Origin of the sequence: Parabacteroides chongii (assembly GCF_029581355.1) — a bacterium.
In the GTDB taxonomy this organism is placed as follows: Bacteria; Bacteroidota; Bacteroidia; order Bacteroidales; family Tannerellaceae; genus Parabacteroides; species Parabacteroides chongii.
This window is the reverse complement of sequence record NZ_CP120849.1, coordinates 1,218,402-1,235,071: the sequence shown is the minus strand read 5'-3', so window position 1 is coordinate 1,235,071 and position 16,670 is coordinate 1,218,402. Positions and strand designations below refer to the sequence as shown.

General features: G+C 35.1%; 14 protein-coding genes. 10 read left to right on the top strand and 4 right to left on the bottom strand.

Annotated features, from left to right (window positions below; genetic code table 11):
• The first annotated feature begins 18 nt into the window (after nt 1-18).
• The 5 genes from P3L47_RS04970 to P3L47_RS04950 all read left to right on the top strand — a co-directional run bounded on the left by P3L47_RS04970 (nt 19) and on the right by P3L47_RS04950 (nt 7,225).
• Complete coding sequence (locus tag P3L47_RS04970) at nt 19-1,248, top strand: site-specific integrase (RefSeq protein WP_277782874.1); 1,230 nt, start codon at nt 19-21, stop codon at nt 1,246-1,248.
• Between the two features lie 126 nt (nt 1,249-1,374).
• Nucleotides 1,375-3,132 (top strand): ATP-dependent nuclease, encoded by a 1,758-nt coding sequence (locus tag P3L47_RS04965; RefSeq protein WP_277782873.1) that lies wholly within the window; start codon nt 1,375-1,377, stop codon nt 3,130-3,132.
• Between the two features lie 22 nt (nt 3,133-3,154).
• Nucleotides 3,155-3,973, top strand: a complete 819-nt coding sequence (locus P3L47_RS04960) for a hypothetical protein (RefSeq protein WP_277782872.1) — start codon at nt 3,155-3,157, stop codon at nt 3,971-3,973.
• 136 nt (nt 3,974-4,109) lie between these two features.
• Complete coding sequence (locus P3L47_RS04955; protein ID WP_277782871.1) at nt 4,110-5,126, top strand: ParB N-terminal domain-containing protein; 1,017 nt, start codon at nt 4,110-4,112, stop codon at nt 5,124-5,126.
• 302 nt (nt 5,127-5,428) lie between these two features.
• Complete coding sequence (locus tag P3L47_RS04950) at nt 5,429-7,225, top strand: hypothetical protein (protein ID WP_277782870.1); 1,797 nt, start codon at nt 5,429-5,431, stop codon at nt 7,223-7,225.
• Nucleotides 7,226-7,414: 189 nt separating this feature from the next.
• Here P3L47_RS04950 and P3L47_RS04945 read toward each other — a convergent pair whose 3' ends face one another.
• The gene (locus P3L47_RS04945; RefSeq protein ID WP_258915879.1) at nt 7,415-7,576 is read right to left on the bottom strand and encodes a hypothetical protein; all 162 of its coding nucleotides are present in this window, start codon (nt 7,574-7,576) and stop codon (nt 7,415-7,417) included.
• A gap of 229 nt (nt 7,577-7,805) precedes the next feature.
• Here P3L47_RS04945 and P3L47_RS04940 point away from each other — a divergent pair, with 229 nt between their 5' ends.
• The 5 genes from P3L47_RS04940 (at nt 7,806) to P3L47_RS04920 (ending at nt 12,428) form a co-directional block, all read left to right on the top strand.
• Nucleotides 7,806-8,393 (top strand): putative polyvalent protein kinase domain-containing protein, encoded by a 588-nt coding sequence (locus tag P3L47_RS04940; protein ID WP_277782869.1) that lies wholly within the window; start codon nt 7,806-7,808, stop codon nt 8,391-8,393.
• A gap of 398 nt (nt 8,394-8,791) precedes the next feature.
• Complete coding sequence (locus P3L47_RS04935) at nt 8,792-9,250, top strand: JAB domain-containing protein (RefSeq protein WP_277782868.1); 459 nt, start codon at nt 8,792-8,794, stop codon at nt 9,248-9,250.
• 267 nt (nt 9,251-9,517) lie between these two features.
• On the top strand, nt 9,518-10,105 hold the full coding sequence (locus P3L47_RS04930) for a tyrosine-type recombinase/integrase (RefSeq protein ID WP_277782867.1): 588 nt from the start codon (nt 9,518-9,520) through the stop codon (nt 10,103-10,105).
• Nucleotides 10,106-10,473: 368 nt separating this feature from the next.
• Nucleotides 10,474-11,295, top strand: a complete 822-nt coding sequence (locus tag P3L47_RS04925; protein WP_277782866.1) for a hypothetical protein — start codon at nt 10,474-10,476, stop codon at nt 11,293-11,295.
• Nucleotides 11,296-12,275: 980 nt separating this feature from the next.
• Nucleotides 12,276-12,428 carry a hypothetical protein gene (locus P3L47_RS04920; RefSeq protein ID WP_158585885.1) on the top strand — a complete coding sequence of 51 codons (153 nt, stop codon included), beginning with the start codon at nt 12,276-12,278 and terminating at the stop codon, nt 12,426-12,428.
• A 10-nt stretch (nt 12,429-12,438) separates the two neighbouring features.
• Here the strand turns inward: P3L47_RS04920 and P3L47_RS04915 are convergent, their stop codons facing one another.
• The 3 genes from P3L47_RS04915 to P3L47_RS04905 are packed head-to-tail and all read right to left on the bottom strand — an operon-like array spanning nt 12,439 to nt 16,619.
• The gene (locus tag P3L47_RS04915; protein ID WP_122362210.1) at nt 12,439-13,191 is read right to left on the bottom strand and encodes a LytR/AlgR family response regulator transcription factor; all 753 of its coding nucleotides are present in this window, start codon (nt 13,189-13,191) and stop codon (nt 12,439-12,441) included.
• A gap of 1 nt (nt 13,192) precedes the next feature.
• Complete coding sequence (locus P3L47_RS04910; RefSeq protein WP_277782865.1) at nt 13,193-14,227, bottom strand: sensor histidine kinase; 1,035 nt, start codon at nt 14,225-14,227, stop codon at nt 13,193-13,195.
• Nucleotides 14,228-14,243: 16 nt separating this feature from the next.
• Nucleotides 14,244-16,619, bottom strand: coding sequence for an ABC transporter permease (locus P3L47_RS04905; protein ID WP_277782864.1), 2,376 nt, complete (start codon nt 16,617-16,619; stop codon nt 14,244-14,246).
• Nucleotides 16,620-16,670: the final 51 nt, after the last annotated feature.

Below are 16,670 nucleotides of genomic sequence, written 5' to 3'. Positions count from 1 at the left end.
ATTTAAAAGACGTGTTTTATGAAGAAAACAACATTTAAAGTAACGTTTTTACTAAGGAAGAATAAGCCTTTTAGTAATGGAGAAGTTCCAATTCTTATACGAATAACATTGAACGGAGAAAGAGTGGAATTTGTTGGTAAACATAGTGTAAATCCAGCATTATGGAATCAGAGGACAAATCGGGCAATGGGTAATTCAATGGCTGTGAAGAGTTTGAATACTTATTTGGACCATGTGTATATTAAACTTTGTGATTCAATGCGTGATTTGGAAGAAAGAGGTGTTGAAGTCACCGCAGCGAATATAAGGGATAACTATTTAGGAATTATCAGTTATAAGCAAGTTACTTTGTTTTCTGCTTATGATGAGCATAATGAGAAGATGAAGGCTTTAATTGGTAAGGGTTATACTTATGCTACATTGGAGCGTCATTATACCACTAGAACTCACTTACAGAACTTTGTCAGATTAAAATATAACAAAGACGATATTCCATTAGAACGAGTTGATAATGTGTTTGTTACTGATTTTGAATTTTTCCTTAGGTCTGAAAAGAATATAGGAAATAATACGACAGTCAAATATTTACGTAATCTGGGAAAGGTGTTGCGGATAGCTTTTGATGCAGGGCATATCAAAAAGAATCCGTTAAGTACAGTTCGTTTGCATATAGAGGATATTGATCGTCCATTCCTTGATGAGATTGAATTACAGACATTGTTTAATAAAACGTTTGCAGTTCAAAGACTGGAACAGATAAAGGATGCTTTTCTGTTTTGTTGCTTCACTGGTTTAGTATTCATAGATGCGAAGAACTTAACACAGGAGCATCTTTTTACAACTTCTTCAGGTAAGATTTGGATTAAGATGCAAAGACAGAAAACAAAGAAATGGTCTCATATTCCATTGTTACCACAGGCTAAAGCTATTTTAGATAAGTATGAAAAGCACCCAATAAGAAAGCAAGGTTTTCTTTTGCCTTTTCCAACAAATCAGAAGATGAATGCTTATTTGAAGGAGATTGCGGAGCTATGTGGTATTTCTAAAAATTTGACGACGCATTGTGCCAGACATACTTTCGCCACTACTGTAACGCTTGCAAATCATGTCTCAATGGAATCTGTATCTAAGATGTTAGGGCATAGTTCTATTCTTATGACAAAGATTTATGCAAGGATTTTGGATAAATCAGTGGAGAGAGAAATGGATGAACTGAAAAATATATTGAAGTTCGATATTTATAATTAACTGTTTTTTAGGTAATAAGAGTCTCTTTTTTATGATAAAAGATAGTACTCTTATTACTTTTTCTTATGAGTGAGCTGCTGATATTCAAATATTGAGTAAATTTGTATTTATAATAAATTAAATTTTATGAAGCTCATCAATAAAATCAATATTGAGTATTTCAGATCTTTAAAGTCTGTACATATAGAAAATATCAATCATTTGAATATATTTTCAGGGAAGAATGATATAGGTAAGAGTAATATCTTGAAAGCATTAGATATTTTCTTTAATAAGAAGAGTATATCATTTATTGATGATTTTAATAAAGAGCGACTTAATGAAGTAAGAAAAGAGAGTATAAAAGGTAGACAATATATTAGGATTACTATTGAATTTATTAATCCAGGTGGATATAAAACATTACCAAAATATTTTTCCGTTTCTAAAACTTGGGATAGAAAAGGAAATATGTTGGAAGGTGTAAAAGATAATTTTGATTTTCTGGAAAAGAAGGGAAAATATAAATTTAAGAATAAAGAAATTTCAAGAAGATCTTTGACTGCTTTACTAAATAGAATACGTTATACATATATTCCTGCAATAAGGGATGAGATGTTTTTTTCTAGCTTATTAAATAAGCTGCAAGAAACAATTTTTGAAGTAGAAGAAAGAAAAAACAATTATGATTTTCAGGATAAAATTGTCGATTTTAATGATACTGTAAAAAAACTTACAGAAAAATTGAATGAGGAATTTAAAATTGTTTCTGGGGTTTCAAGTAGCTTGAGTTTTCCCAATAATATTGCAGAAATATTTCAAAGATTAATTATTGATACAGATGCGGGTGTATATAAAATACCATTGAAATTGCGAGGAGATGGTATTCGCTTGAGATATATTCCAACAATTTTAAATTATATATCACAAAATTCAAGATTTATAGAAATTTGGGGATTTGATGAGCCTGAAAATTCATGTGAGTATTCTTTGTCAAATCAAGTTGCGAGGCAATTTGTAGAAGAATATTCTAAGAAGACTCAAATTTTTGTGACCTCACATTCTTTTCATTTTATTGCAATAGAGGATGATAGGACTTCAAAATATCGTGTATTTAGAACGAATGAAGATATAAATACTCAGATAGTTCAAATTGACAAGGTTACTTCGTTACTATTGGATGAAGATTTGGGTATTTTAGATATCAATAAGAAATTATCTGCCCTCTACACTTCTATGTTAGAAGAGAAGAAGCAAATGGATGAGATAAAAAATAAAATTACTAAATATCAATTACCTCATCTGATTTTTGAGGGTAAAACCGATAACTTATTATTCAAAATAGCTTATTCTAAATTATTTAATGAACCAATTGATAATTATTATAAATTGTGCGATCATACTATTACTGATTCTGGAACATCCGTTGGATCGGGAGCGAGGTTTGTAAATGAATTTTTAATTAATCATATCTCAAAGATTTCAACAGATAATACAATTATTGCAGTTTTTGATGCTGATTTTACAGGTGTTAATGAAATTAAGGCATTAAAAAAGATTTTTGTAGAAATAAGTAATGAGACTGAACAATATTATTTATTTCAACATAAATTTAAAAAGAATGTTTATGCTATGACATTAGTAACTCCTGAACATCGTAAAGTATTTTTTAGTAAAAAGTATCCCCAATATTGTTATATTACGACAGAATTATTATTGGATGATATGGTAATCTCTAATGATAATCGGAAATATCCAACATTATTTGATAAAACTGTTTTTTCTTTTCAAGGGAATAAAAATGCATTTGCAGAGCGGATTGAATTGAATAAGGAAACAATAGATTTTAAAGGATTTAAACCGACATTTGATCTTATTTCAAAAATTATTACTTTTAATGAGTGATAATTAAGATGTTTTGTGTAAAATGATACTGAAGGGAGACGATATATTGTTAGTGTACGTTTACAAACATTTTGGTAATAATCAAGCTGCATTAAGAATGGACGAAGACGGTGAGACTATTTTGTTAAATGCTTACTTCCCGTTAGGGTTTGCATATTGGTATGAAGATATTCTCAGAACGATTCCATTTAAAAGAGAAGATTATGACAAGCATAAACCTTTACAAGAACTTCTAACAGAACTGGATTTAAATAAAGAATCCTTCTGGGGATTAACATTGTATCTCTATGATTTCATAACAGACGCTTGTAAGAACCTGTTATCCCCTCAAAAGAACCACAGGGATATATACAATGAATTTGTCGCATTTATGAGGGAGAATCATTCAGAAGTCAATTCCATAACCTTTGAAACAGCCAGTAAAAAGAAAATAACCCTTACTGACCCTTTATTACTTGACGTTTTGAGAATGGAATTTGAATTGCAGAATTTCACATCTAAGCAGCAGGCAGAATTTGAGAAAGAATATCATACATTATCAGCAGCAGAAAAAGCAGATTCCAGAAGAAAGACCAGCTATTTCTTTGCTCACCACTTATCTTTATTCTTACAGATTGATGGAATATCCAATGTCAAGCGCAGAGATAAAGCCCAAATATCCAATAAAGAGAAGGAACTAATCCTTTGTCTCTTATATGTCTGTAAGTTCTCTGACAATCCGGAAAACTACTTAGACTTAGGTTATTACAACAAATTAATGAAAGACTTTAAAGACCAATCCATGAATATGTCCAATAAATATGGACTGGAAATAAGCCTAGATTGGAGGTTCCCTGAATAAAGGATACAAATTTCGCCCATAAAATTTATCCTATATATCTGTCAGAGTCGCCATACTTTTGCAGTGTAATCAACAACGAGAGGCCTCAAGTTTACGATTGCAATTTAAAAGTTTAACAATTAAAAAATAAAAAGACATGAAGACTGTAAAAGAATTTCAGGCAGAAGTAAAGAGAGAAGAAAGCGTATTGAACCAGTTGGTAAAAAGAGGTGCAGCCTCTTCTGTTATCGAAGCACAGAAAGAAGCTGTTAAAATCGCAAACAGTAAACTTGAGGCAGCATTAAACACTCCTACTGAAAAAGCAATTCAATCAACAGCAACAGCAGGCTTTGTAACATTCAATGTCGTAAAAGATGGTGAGACTACAAAAGAATCCAAAAAAATTGCATTCGTAAAACACAACAGACCTGTTGACACAAAGCGAGTTGACAAATACATTTATATCATTGCTCAAAACAAATACGAAGAAGCATATCCTATTATTGTGGCAGAAGCAGAAAAAGTTCTTGAAAAAGAATATGCAGTTGTTGATGTTAATGGAAATACAATCGATAAAACAACAGCAACAGATTATTATGTAATCCTTGACGGACAGCACAGAGGTACTGCATTCGCTAAATTGGCTGCTGCTGGTGAAGAAATAGAAATTCCTAACGTTTATATCCGTAATAAAGAAAATATCGGTGAATATCTGGTTGATATTAATGAGGCAGCAAAAAGTTGGGATAACAAAGACAAATTTGCAGTTGCTGGATTAACAGCAAAAGATGAAGCACTTATCACTATCTCTGAAAAAATTGGAGAAGGATTCAACCCTTCAACAACAGCTCTGATTTATTTAGGAAAGAAACTTTCTTCAAAACTATTGAATCAGGTATTAAAAGGTGAAGATGTTGAGTTTCCTAAAGGTGCAAAATTTAACAAAGACCGTGGTAATAAATTTATTACCCTTTGCAAAGCAGCTGGAATGGAAGTAAACCTGATAACAAAACGTTACTATATTGATGGTTTTAACTCATACGCAGCTTCAACAAATGAAGATACGGCTTTTGGAGCATTGAAAGAGATTGGCAAATTGAATGATTTCCAGAAAAGAATCAAAGCAGTGAAAGATGGTAATGATTTTATTCAACTCTTAAAAGAAGTCGCTTAATAAACAGGGTTCAGCTAAATGCTGAACTCAACTTCTAAAAAGTTTGGAGGTTTTTCCAAGTAAAGGTGAATCCTCCAACTTTTACATTATCACCAATAAACCCAAATGCTGATATTCTCTTTATCTGGTATAAACAGGAAAGCAAGCTAGGAAAATCAGAACGTAAAGCATACTTCCAGTTTAATTTTTATACTTTTGGGATAAAATTCGAGTGTGGGTATATAAAAGAGAAATTCTTCAAAAAAATCCCAACACCCTAATTTTCAATCTTAAAGTAACAATTGACATTGATTTTTTCCATCATGGAGACAGAAGAAATAAAAATATCTACAAATGAATGGCTTACAGACGCTTTGAAGAGACAAGGATATAAAAATATCCCATCTAACGTGATTTTGGATAAAACTTTAACAGGATTGGGAGCTACATATACAGAACTACATTCACAACGCAACTCCATCATACTGGAACCCAATGTACCTGTTATCCTTGAAAAAACGAAAGATAATCCTGATTGGTTGGCTGTCTGGGAAAAGTGTACTCAAAAACAAGTTGAAACTTACTTAAAATCTCCAAGTAAGAACAAGAAACTCATTTGTACTCCTGAAAGTTTTCTTAAAATCAGGAAAGCGGCAGACAAACTACATATCAATATCTATTCTGATTATTTCTGTCTGATGGATGAATGCGAAAAATATATTCAAGATGTTGATTACAGAAAGCGAATCACGCAGCCAGTATATGATTTCTTTCAGTTTCAAAATAAAGCGTTGGTTTCTGCAACTCCTTTAGAAATGAGACACCAAGAACTTGTCAATCAGAATTTCAGGAAATTAAAGATTATTCCTGAATATGATTATAGAAAGAATCTGGAACTTATCGTTACTAACAGCTATGACAAGACAGTCAAAAGCAAATTAGACGATTTACGGGATAGTTTTTGTATCTGTATATTCCTTAATTCAACAAATGGGATAAATAAGATTATCAACACATTACAACTGACTGATTATAAAGTATTTTGTTCCAATCAGAGCGTAAACAAGTTGAAAGAAAGAGAGTTTGAAGATGTATATGAAATGCTTGAACCTTTGGCTAAATATAATTTCTTTACTTGCCGTTTCTTTTCAGCTTTGGATATAAAGTTAAAACAAAATCCTGATATTTTAATACTTACAGACTTGAATGAAGCCATTTACACAATGATTGATCCTTTTACGGAAGCTATTCAGATACAAGGTCGTTTTCGTAATGGCTTTAATTCATTAACCCATATTACTACTGTAAAGAGTGATTTAGATGTAAAGAGCAAAGATGCGCTTGATAGTATGATTGAAGAGTTTGAAATAACTTATTCAGGACTGAAAAGCAGACTTGAACAAGTAACAGATAAACACAGAAAGCAAGCTATTTCCAAAGATATGGATGTTATAAAGTATGCTGACCTATTGGATGCTCATGGAGAAATAAATAATTTCTGCATTGACAATCTGTATAATGAAGAACGAGTAAAAGCCTACTATACTTCTGATATATCTCTTTTAAATGCTTATGAAGCAACCAATTATTTTAATGTTAGATATTCTCCAGTTATTGAACCTATTGGAACAGACTTTCTGTTAATTTTGAGAAAAGCAAAAACAGATATAGAAAAACGAAGAATCATTGCTTCTCAATTGGATAAACTATATTTTGACTTTAACAGAGACGATAAATTAGATATTTCATTTTATGTGGATATTTTAAAGAAAGAAGAACAAGGCTCATATACTATTGATGCTTACCTAAAGATAGGAAAAGAAGGTTTGGAGAAAGCTGAATATAAAAAAGGTGCTATTGACAAAGCTGTAAAGAAATATGATAAAGAAATACACCGCTTCTTGCCAGAAGTCTTAAATGATATAGAGGCAGAGTTTGAACTGAATGTTCCAATGGAGAAAACAGAAATAAGAGAGCGTTTGGAAATGCTCTATAAGAAACACTGCATTATATATACTGTAAGACTAAATACAATTGAAGATTACTATCTGGTGAGAGACAGTCACTCAAAAAAGCCAGCAGAGTATATTCTTACGCAGTTTATTTCAAAGTTGGGATAAAATCCGAAGCTGGGTATATAAAAGGAATAACTTCCAGAAAAATCCCATGACTGGAACAAGTAAAGGTGAAGCATACATAGAATATGATTTCTCACTTTACATGGAGATGGTAACGCAATATAATGAAAAACGGGGATTCCCAGAAATGGAGATACCCGTTTAGATATTGAATATTATCATGGTAATTGGTTAAGATGAACGTTTCTTCTTCTTAACCAATTTCTTTTTAGGAGATTCTTCAGGCTCTTCTATATAATATTCAGTTGGATAAATATACCTGTGTTTGATGTTATCTATGATTTCTCTGCGCACTTCTGCTACCCTAAATGGCTTTGGACGATATTTTGACATATTATATTCTGTTTAAGATGGTTATTAATAATTGGTGGAGAAGAAGATTTTTCATTGAGGAATACATAAAGGTACTGATAAATAGGAAGGTAAAAAAGTAAATCACCTACAATCAAAAATAATGGAGTTCTGTAAACTTACAACTCTGCGAATAATTCTTTATATTTGCAGAAGTCACTTTAAGTAACTAAAAAATGGAACGGATTTATATTAATGAATTTCATAAGCAATGGATAGAAAGTACTCTCCAATCAATCGAATCCTGGAAGAAACAGCCAATCTCATTAGAAGAGAAAAAGAAACAACAGGAGAGATTGAACCACCAGAGGGCTATAAGAGAAAGCAGATAGAAAGGTTAAAAGAATTTGCTACTATTCATAATTTGTGGATTGACTTCAATGCACTATCATTAGTATACCTTAATAAAGGTGGAGAAAATGAAGTCTTTACAGGAAATGAGGATTTCGTCGTCAAACTGAACAATTTTGAGTATGCAGGTGATGACCTTACAAACTTCTTTATAAGAATTGAAGCTCACAATCTCTTTTTTAGCAATATCCCTTATGAAATGATTGGGTTTGCTTATAACAGCCAAAACGAATTTTGTGCGGTACTTGTTCAACCGTATGTAAGAGCAGATAGAGAAGCAACAGAAAGCGAAATACAGCATTATATGGAATCTTTGGGATTTATCATGGATTATCCGGATGAATATCATAATGAACAATACGAAATATTTGATGCAGTTCCCAATAACGTACTTTATGGTATTGATGACAAGCTATATTTCATTGACACACAAATAAGATTGAAATAAACATTTTACCACAATACAAGTAACTTTATTTTATCCCCCCTACCTATAAGAGAAGGAAGTCTTTCTCTTCTTAGATGTTGTTGGCAGGAAATAAGTCTTACCATATAATATACGTATCTCATATATACCTTACGCTTGAATTTGCACTACCTCTAAAGTCCCCCTACGGAAGTTGAAGAGAAAGTGAATATTTAGCCTATTTTCCTACTGGATAATTCAGACGGGATTCAGAGTGAAACTGGGTGTAACCTGTATTTGGCTGGAATAGAATATATTTAACAGAACGAATTTACAACCAGTCAGAACAGAAATTGGATTCAATCCTTTATCTAGGGATATTCCTTTCACTTCCAGAAATTCATAATTAACAATCAAACAACTTATTAAACAACAAACGTATGGAAGGGATATTGAAAGTATGTGATGTTAAATTAACGTACAATACCAAAGTGAAAAGTTCAGAAAGACCTGTTATTCATAATTCAGAGGACACATATAGGCTTTTAGTCGATCATGTGTACAATGAGGGTACGATCCAGTATAAGGAATATTTGAAACTTATATTGCTGAATAACTCTAGTAAGGTTTTAGGAGTAAGTAATATTTCAGAAGGTGGAATAAATGAAACGTCTGCTGATATACGAATAATTATGCAAGCAGCGATATTAGGGAATGCTTCCAGTATAATTTTAGCACATAATCACCCTAGTGGAAGTTTAAAACCTAGTACACAGGATGATTTAGTAACTGCGAATCTTAGAAAAGCAGCCAAACTATTTAGTATTACGGTATTAGATCACATAATAGTGACAGATAGCGGATATTATTCTTATCTGGATGAAGGGAGGATATTATGAAAGCAATTTTATTCATTACCTTCTTGATCTTTATGTTTGTCTATCCAGAATTATTTTTAGGACTGATTGCTCTTTACATGGTATTATTCTTAATTGTGTTTTTCTTCTTTGAAGTAAAAAACAAATTGGGGAAATAATCTGAATTAGAAACATTCACTAATATTAGAAGTGAATGTTTCTCTTATTATCAGCCAGTTACGTTTTAGCCATTTTTTCAGATGGCAGAAAACAATCACTTTTATACATAATCGATTAAAACTGAATATTATGAGTTTAAAATATAGTACGACTACTGCGGATTATATGCAATGGGATGAAATGACAAATCTGGTTAGGCGATTGAGTAAAGATGGAGATTATAAGATGTCTTTACTTATTGCCGTTGGTTGTTTCTGGGGATTAAGAATCTCTGATATTTTATCATTACGTTGGGAAACTATTCTTTATGTGGATGAGTTTACCATACTAGAGAAGAAAACAGGTAAGATGAGAACCATTCGTATTAATCCTCAACTAAAGAAACATATTGCAGAATGTTACAAGCAGATACAGCCTGTCAGTGTTAAGTCCCCTATTCTGGTAAGTCAGAAAGGCACAACCTTTTCTATACAGCGGATAAATGTACTGTTGAAAGATATTAAAGCTAGATACAAGGTGAAAGTAAAGAATTTCAGTTGTCATTCTCTTAGAAAGACATTTGGAAGGCAGGTTTATAATCAAAATTCAGAGAATGCAGAATTGGCATTAGTTAAATTGATGGAGTTATTTAATCATTCCAGTGTGTCGATCACTAAAAGGTATCTAGGACTAAGACAGGAAGAAATATTGGAGACTTACGATTCCCTCTCATTTTAGATGGAGATACATTATTGACAATATAAACGCTTTTCGTAACTTTGCGCCAATTCTTTACGCCTAAAGAGATAGGTGGTTAGAGAAGGACATATAAACGAAAGGTGTTATTGAAATTATCTTCTATTTCTCAAATTCTCGCAAAATTTGAAATGTACTATGAAGATGATAGCAATAGCACCCACATCATTGTTATAGACTTACCTGAAAGGGGAAACTATATCTTAATGGGTGTGGGTTGCTGTTGTTTTATCCATAGTACAAGGCAATGCGAGAAGCCTGAGAAATAGGATAAAGTCATACAGTTCCCACACCTTTTTTATATTTAATGGTCTACCGTAGGGAACAGGGAGACATAAATATTTATTAATATGAAAACTTACAGATTTTTTACAGCGATCTTAATGGTTGCATTATGTTTTAACTTCGTGTCATGTGGTGATGATGACGATAATGGTGGTGAACCTAATCCCAACACACCCAAAATGAGAGTAACTAAAATTGAACTTACATCTAATAATCAAAGCATCCATGCGACAATGGATTATACTTATTCAGAAAATAAAGTATCCAAAGTTACAATATCAGTTTCTGGAGAAGATATTCCTTGGTCGGGTTCTGGAAGTAAAAAACCTTGGATTCTTGAATATAAGTATCAGGACGATAAAGTTTCCATAACACAAACGAATGATCATTTTTATGATGAAGGATCTTTTACTGATGTATGGACTCTGAATAAAGAAGGGTTCATCGAAAGTTCTGAAAATACAACATACGTCTATTCCGATGGTTATTTGCAATCAATAAAAAATGGTTCAAATGTTTATGTTAACTTCACTTATGATCAAAATGGAAATCTGACTCAGAACATGGATATTGACGGATATGATAAAATAACTTATACTGATATCCCTAATATTGGTGGACTTTATGTTGCATATAGAGATAATGACGGAGTATATCCTTTTTCATGTGGAAATGGGGATAGCTATTTCTTTTCTGGCTTAATGGGAAAGGCTACGAAATATTTACCTAAAGAAGCATCTGCGGAAGATGGATATTTACGTTTCAATTATGAATTGGATGATTATGGATATGTAAAGACCGTGAAGATAGAAGAGTATTATGAAGACTCAGGAGAGAAAACAACTAATAATTGGACTGAAACATATACTTATGAAGAAGTAAAATAATCCTTCCATTGAGACAGCATTTAACAAAGGCTCCTTTATGGTCTCTTTCAAAATGCTGTCTTATCTTAATTTACAACTAATTTATTTATACGGGAGCGTATAATGATATTTAATTTATTGGGTGCCAAATCGGGGATTTTTCGATTTCGAGAGTATAAAGAAATATGGTAAGTCATTGATACAGTGCGATACCGGCCGTGGGGGTTCGAGTCCCTTCAGCCGCACAAAATGCAAAATCCTTCTGAATTCGTTCGGAGGGATTTTTTGTTTTATGCTGTTTTGGTTTGTGGATAATTGGAAAAGAAGCCGGTATCTTTTTTATCGGGTAGGTTTTAACCAATCAATAAAATCAAGTGTGATAAGTTGCTCCCTACTCAAGAATAAGCCGGGATGAACGCCTTTCAATATTTCTAACAGATCTTTCATATCACTACAAAAATAAACAAATTTGTTTAGAAATGCAGTGCATTAGTGTATCTTAATATTTATCCAATCGCTATTAATCAAAAAGTCAGACACCGGCAATTCCTCTATAGCATCCTATGTTTTTTGCCCAACTATAGCACTTTTTTTCATGGAAGTAGTGACATCTTCCTCTTGAAACCCCCATTTAGGGCCATTTTATATCCGGGTGTGAACGATGCAGAGACCCGGGTGTGAAGGTGCCTGAGACCCGGATGTCAAGAAGAAAATGTAGCTATATGATTGAAAATAAGTCCTATATCTTGCCATTTTTGTCTAGCTGTTTTGTGATAGTATGATAGTTGAAAATGGAACTATCATACGAACTATCATTGCTTATATGCATTGAATTACAAAATGTTTGAACTTGTGAATGATAGAATGATAGTTGGTTTTGAATATTACTCTTGATATTTGATAAGAAAATCAGGTGCACGTTACTTTATAAAAAGCCTATACTGAATGATATTTGAGTTCTAAAAGTTATCTTTGGGGAATTAAACAGAATACCTTTTGCGATGACAGCCATAATTAGTACTGACGGTAAAGATATTGATTCTGAGAATAGCGAACAATATAAAGAAATGACCGGATCTGCCTGTACGCAGAAAATCTTAGCCGGAAATGAAGTTGATAGCAAAACTGAAGTAACGTCTCCTGACATGATTTAACTTGTCTTCCTTACCTATCCATCCACCCCTTAAACTCCGTTACCCGTTCCCGGCTGACGAGCATGTCCTCTTTCTCTGTCTGATTGTTGAGAATGAGTTTGAGTCTGCTTGAAGAATAAGCTATAATGTCCCGGATAGCAGAATAATTTACAATGCAATTCCGGTTGATGCGAAAGAAAATTCCGGGGTCGACCAGTTGCTCTATCTTATCGAGGGAATGATCGATGGCATAATTCTTTCCGGTAGCGGTTTGGATAAAAGTACTTCTTTCCAGGATGAAAAAGCTATCGATGGAAGAGGTCGGTATCGACCGGTAATGGTCACCGACTTTAATAAGGAAACGCTCCTTTGTTTTGGGCTGTAGCTGGTTTATGATGGATTCCAGTCTGGAATAATTTACCGGCTGCCTGTGGAACGTGTTGAACTTTTCCAATGCGGCTTTCAGATCTTCCGGGGCTATTGGTTTCAGAAGATAATCGACACTATTGACCTTGAATGCTTTCAAGGCATAAGCGTCGTAGGCTGTCGTAAAGATCACAGGTGTTTGTATCCGGCAAGTCTCAAAAATTTCGAAACTGATCCCGTCTTCCAGTTGGATATCCATAAAGATCAGCTCGGGAGCCGGATGATTGGTGAGCCAGTTTATTGCCAGTTCTATTGAGCCGAGCACGTCGAGGACTTCTGTCTGTTTATCTGCCTCCTGCAATAAACGGATCAGCTTATGTGCTGCAGGTTGTTCGTCTTCAATGATCAATACTCTCATATTATATAATGTTGATTGGTAATTTTACTGTAAATCGATTCTGTTCAGTCTCTATCGTCATTTCTTTCCCCATGATCAGTCTGACTCTTTCTTTCAGATTGGATAATCCTGTTCCGGGAGAGTTACTCCATGTGCTTCGCTTTTGCATGTTGTTGGAAATTACAATAAACGGATCGTCCTCATTCTGAATAATGATTCGCAGAGGATTCTTTTCGGATGCCGAATTGTGTTTGAGGGCATTCTCGACTAATATCTGTAAGGATATGGGGACGATGCTGTATCTTTCGATTTGCCGGATATTTATTTCTAACTGGATTTTCTCTCCGTCGCGTTCTTTCTGAAGGCTGAAATACCGGTTGACAAATCTTATCTCTTCTTTCAGCGGGATAAGGTCGGTCTCTTCGTTATCCAGGATATACCGGTAGATGGAGGCAAGCTGTTGAATGTAATTGTCTGCTTTCCTGGTATCTTCATAAATAATTTCCGATAATGTATTCAGGCTGTTGAACAGAAAATGAGGATTGACCTGTGTTTTAAGTGTCCGGTATTTATATTTCAGGTTTTCTTCTCTTAGTTGCTGTTCACGGTCGACCGCTTGCTGCCAGATACTGTAAAAGAAGAAAGCGGAAGCAATCAAAGCGCAGACTGAATAATATTTGATGGTTTGGGGAAACTCCACTTCAAACAAGTTGTTTATAAAATGAGTGGTATCCAGTCCCATGATCAGATGAAACAGGTAGATCTGCACGCCGATGACCATAAGAGATATCAGTAAGATAATGACCATAAAAAGGAGGAAGGCTGGTATAATAACCATCTTTACCTTTTTTATCGGCATCGCGAGGAAGTAGCCGAAAAAAGTGTTGCTGATGCTCAGTGAGATCAGGATAATGGTAAATATGATGGTGCCGAAAAGTATAGTAGTTGAATGAAACGGATTGCCGGTAGTCCACCATTTAAAAAGCAATGCAAATAGCATACTGAATATCAGCGTTCCGATAAATACTTTTAGTTTCTTGTTCTTTTCCATATCCATACAAACTTAATCTTTTTTATTCACTTTTCAGCGAATGTACAGGATCGCTTGTTGCCACCTGCCAACTCTGTAAAGTTACTGTAACAAATGTAATTATCAGAACGATAAGCAATGAAAAGATGAATACCCAGCCCTGTAGTGTGGTCCGGTAAGCAAATGCCTGTAACCATTTATTCAGTCCGTACCAGGCAACCGGTGCTGCAAGGAGAAAGCTGACAAATACTATCCAGGCAAACTTTTTATAGAATATGACAAAGATTTCCGTTACCGTAGCCCCCATAATCTTTCGGATGCCTATTTCTTTCCGCCGGTATTGAGTTTCAAATGTAACCAGTCCGAATACTCCCATGAGCGAGATGATGATCGTCAGTAAGCTGAACATGCTTATCTGAACGGACGTGTTCCGTTCTTTTTGGTAGGCCTGCTCGAATAGTTGGTCGTAAAACTTGATTTCAACCGGGTATAGCGGATCGATTTCTGCGATACAGTCTTTGATCTTTTTGACAGCGGCGTAAGCATTTCCCGTTGTGCGTATATATAGGGTTGGCTGTAAAATCGGATTTTGGGACTGTCCGGATTTAAGTGCCATCGGTTCGATCTTCTTCCGGAGATTCATAAAGTGGAAGTCTTTGATAATACCGATAACCTGACTGCCGTTTGCAAGCTTGTCGCCGGGTTTTACATTAAACTGCCGGGCTGCCAATTCGTTCAGCAGCAGTTTCTCTCCGGGAGCAGTCTGATCTGTTTTATCGAAGTTGCGGCCTTCAATGATTTCAATGCCCATCATCTCTGTGAAGTTATAAGAGACAGGAATGAAGTAATACATGATATCTTCATCCTGCGGAGATTTGCTATACGTATAAAGATAATAATCCAGAAAACCGACAGGCCAGTCCGAAGTGGCTACATCTGCTATCGACGGAGTTGACTTCAGTTTCCCGATCAACATATCTCCATGTCCGGACATGATCTCTTTATCCAGTGTGACCGTTACGATCCGGCTGTTGTTGATTATCCCTTCCATATGATACATGTACCTGTTTTGCAGCCATATAAAAAGGGAAGATATAATGAGCCCGGTTGATATCAGAAACTGGAACCCAGTTAACGCTATCCGGATTGTACGACCGGTCGGACTCATGCCGAATGTACCTTTCAGGATCAGTGCCGGGTGGAAGGAAGTCATGTAGAATGCCGGATATATCCCTGTTACTATACCTGCGGTTCCTGCCAGAAGAAACGTGTGCCAAAGTACTCCCGTATTCTTTAGAAGTTCAGCTGGTGCGAGAAGTATGGATGAAAGACCAGCCTTATGGAAAAGCCATACCCAGCATAAAGCCAGAAAAAATGCGAGCAGATAGATACCCAGAGCTTCGAAAATAAGAGCGAAGCGGAGTGACGTGGTCGATTCTCCCAACACTTTCCGTATGTTTATGCTTCTTATCCGTGCCGGAGTGAGTGCCGCAGAGAAATTCAGAAAATTGACGGTGGCGATAGCGACAACCAGTAATGCGATGGATAACAGGATATATGTTATCATGCGGTTTCCTTTGGGCGTAATATCAAGGTTTATATCGTGCCGGTAGTAAATACTTTCTATCGGGTCAAGCCGGAAAGTTACCGGTTGGGTAAATCCCATCTGTTTCCCCAATCCTGTTTTCTCGAAGAAATCTGTCAGTTGTCCGGCTGCTTCTTCCGGAGATGCTTCCGGTGACAGCGCTACGAAAAGGGTTAACGCCCAGTCTGTCCAGTCGTTTTTATATGCGTCTGCCAGGTTGATCTTTATATCGTTCACTATGCTGGTGTTTTCCGGAAAATCTTTGTAGACGGCACCTATCGTGAAGAAAGTACCATCCGGTAAGAAGATTTGCCTGCCGACAGGAGAGGCTTGTCCGTACATTTTTTGTGCCAGGCTTTCAGGTAACAATGCTTTACCCGGTTCAGACAGGGAACCGGCTGTGCCTTCAAGTATTTCCATATCAAATACATCTGTAATACCCGCTGATACTTTGCGTATCGGAAGGATCATTCCTCGTTCTTCTCCCTCTGCCGTTTTGTATTTAGCATATATTTCGGATGATGCTCCGTACATGATGGAATAAGCCTCTATCCGGGGAGCGGAGGGAAGTAACATCTCAATCAGCGGTCGTGCTAAAAAGGAGGAATATGCTTCCCGGGAGGAAAGATTCGATTCGGTAGGTATCAATGTTGACTCGATGCGATAGATGCGGCCGGACTTCTTATAAGAGGTATCGAAAGTACGTTCATACCGCACTTGAATCAGAATAATGATAAAGGCGGCAAATGCAACACTCAATCCAAGTAGGTTTAGTATGGAAGCCAGTCTGAACCGTTGGAGTGTGACCTGGAAATTTCGGAAGATTGCTTTCATAAGTTTCTCTTTTTTCTGTAAAGTAAAGAGGAAATAATCGATTCGCATAAG